We start from the raw sequence: 1,771 nt of genomic DNA on the forward strand, positions 1-1,771 counted from the left end.
GTCGCAACTGTGTTTACCACATCTATATCGTGCATCCGAAGCACATCGGAATAACCTTCAACTATATATGCTCTGTCATTGTTTTTAATGGCAAAACGAGCCACATTTAAAGCATACAGCTCATTGCCTTTTATGTAGATTCTGCTTTCAGGTGTATTCAAATACTTAACCTTTGGATTTTCATTCAGGTCACGCCCGGCGAATGCAATAGTCTGACCTCGTGAATTGGAAACAGGAAATATCAATCGGTTTCTAAAAAAGTCATAAACGCCTTTGTCATTGCTTTTAAGTACGCCAATTTCTTCAAGTATCTCTGTTTTTAATCCTTTTTCTCTTGCATGGGTCAGTAGAGCATTGTCCGTTGGAGCATAACCAATATTGAAACTACCGTTTTCAGGAATAGCCATGTTACGCTCCTTGATATACTGCTGGGCATCTTTGTGATTAACCTGTTCCAAAAAGAACTTCTCAATAATACTACAAGCAATTTTCAGACTTTCTTCATGTTTGAATTTGGCTTCATCCCAATTGGTGCTTTTCTTCCATTCAAAATTGAGGTTTAAAAGCTTTGCACCAATTTCAACGGCTTCTTTAAACTCAACATTTTCATGCTCCTTTATAAACTCAATAGCATTACCGCCTTTATCACAACCAAAGCATTTGAAAATTCCTTTTGCCGGATTAACGCTGAACGAAGCTGTTTTTTCATTATGAAACGGACAACAAGCTTTGTAATTAATCCCTGCTTTCTTTAGTGTGACAAAATTGGAGACAATCTCGTAAACTTCATCATTGATTTGTTCTATGACCCTTTTTGCATCCATCGGCTACCAATCTTTTCCTGTCATTAACTCACGGTTGCTGCTGTCAAGGCTCATAAAAAACTCATACACGTTACCCCTGAAATCGTAAAACTTATCTAACAGGTGGTAGCCCATATCTGAACCCCAAATCTTGTAAAAGAGAGCATTCAGCTCCAACTGTGAATCTTCAATCATTTTTTGAATTTTATTGCCATCAAACGGAACGTTGGAGTAGCCGTTTTTTTCATAGAAACTCTTTATGCGGTTATCGAAATAATATAACTTCGATACCGTATTAGGTGCTAATGCTGTCATGTGTTTTATTTTGGAAAGTCCAGTGATAATTGTCGTTTATTCATTTGCCATTCTTCAAAAGTCAACTCCTTTATATCGTTAAGTGTCTTTCGTGCGTCATTGAGCAGCTTCTTTTGGTCGCTATAATCATTTCGTATTCGTTCCACTTCTTCTAATTGCTTTTCCAAAGCTTTTTGCTTTTGCTCTAAAAACTCTCCCTGGTCGGTGAAATAATTGAAAAGGGCATTGTAGCATTCCAGCCTATACTTAATGATTTGTTCTTTAGCCTCAGACTTGACATTCTTGGGATTAATTGTAAATAGCCAACCGAATACAAGCTTAAAAGGAATACAAGCCATTTCTCGTTCTTTCCCATCGGCAGCAACTATACCCCTGAGCGGTACAGTTGAACCCAAAATTTCATCACTCTTAATTTTTTCTAACTGGCTTGAGTAATTAACTTCTAAAGCTTGACATATTGGTTTTATGGGTACTAACTTTTCTGCATCATCAATAAGCATGATGCTAACATCTTTGATTCTTGCTACTGTCTTTGTCTTCATAATCGTTCTGAATTTTATACTTAAATAATGGCAGGGCTACCCTTGAACAACCCTGCCGGAACCGAGCTAATTGCCAAGGGCGGTTATTATTTGCTTTATCTCTTTGTGGCT

3 protein-coding genes are annotated in these 1,771 nt (G+C 37.4%); all 3 read right to left on the reverse strand.

Going from position 1 to position 1,771, the window contains the following annotated elements:
• A partial coding sequence (locus tag J1N10_RS20785) for a DNA primase (RefSeq protein WP_262328653.1) occupies window positions 1-824 on the reverse strand: 824 nt, incomplete at its 3' end.
• Between the two features lie 3 nt (window positions 825-827).
• Window positions 828-1,118, reverse strand: coding sequence for a hypothetical protein (locus J1N10_RS20790; RefSeq protein ID WP_262328654.1), 291 nt, complete (start codon window positions 1,116-1,118; stop codon window positions 828-830).
• 5 nt (window positions 1,119-1,123) lie between these two features.
• Complete coding sequence (locus J1N10_RS20795) at window positions 1,124-1,660, reverse strand: phage antirepressor N-terminal domain-containing protein (protein ID WP_262328655.1); 537 nt, start codon at window positions 1,658-1,660, stop codon at window positions 1,124-1,126.
• Window positions 1,661-1,771 lie beyond the last annotated feature (111 nt).

Origin of the sequence: Carboxylicivirga litoralis, from assembly GCF_025499605.1 — a bacterium.
Taxonomy (GTDB): Bacteria; Bacteroidota; Bacteroidia; order Bacteroidales; family Marinilabiliaceae; genus Carboxylicivirga; species Carboxylicivirga litoralis.

Excerpts from the sequence above, each read along its gene's own strand:
- J1N10_RS20790 (WP_262328654.1), bottom strand. The coding sequence starts at position 1,118 with ATGACAGCATTAGCACCTAATACGGTATCGAAGTTATATTATTTCGAT.
- J1N10_RS20795 (WP_262328655.1), bottom strand. The coding sequence starts at position 1,660 with ATGAAGACAAAGACAGTAGCAAGAATCAAAGATGTTAGCATCATGCTT.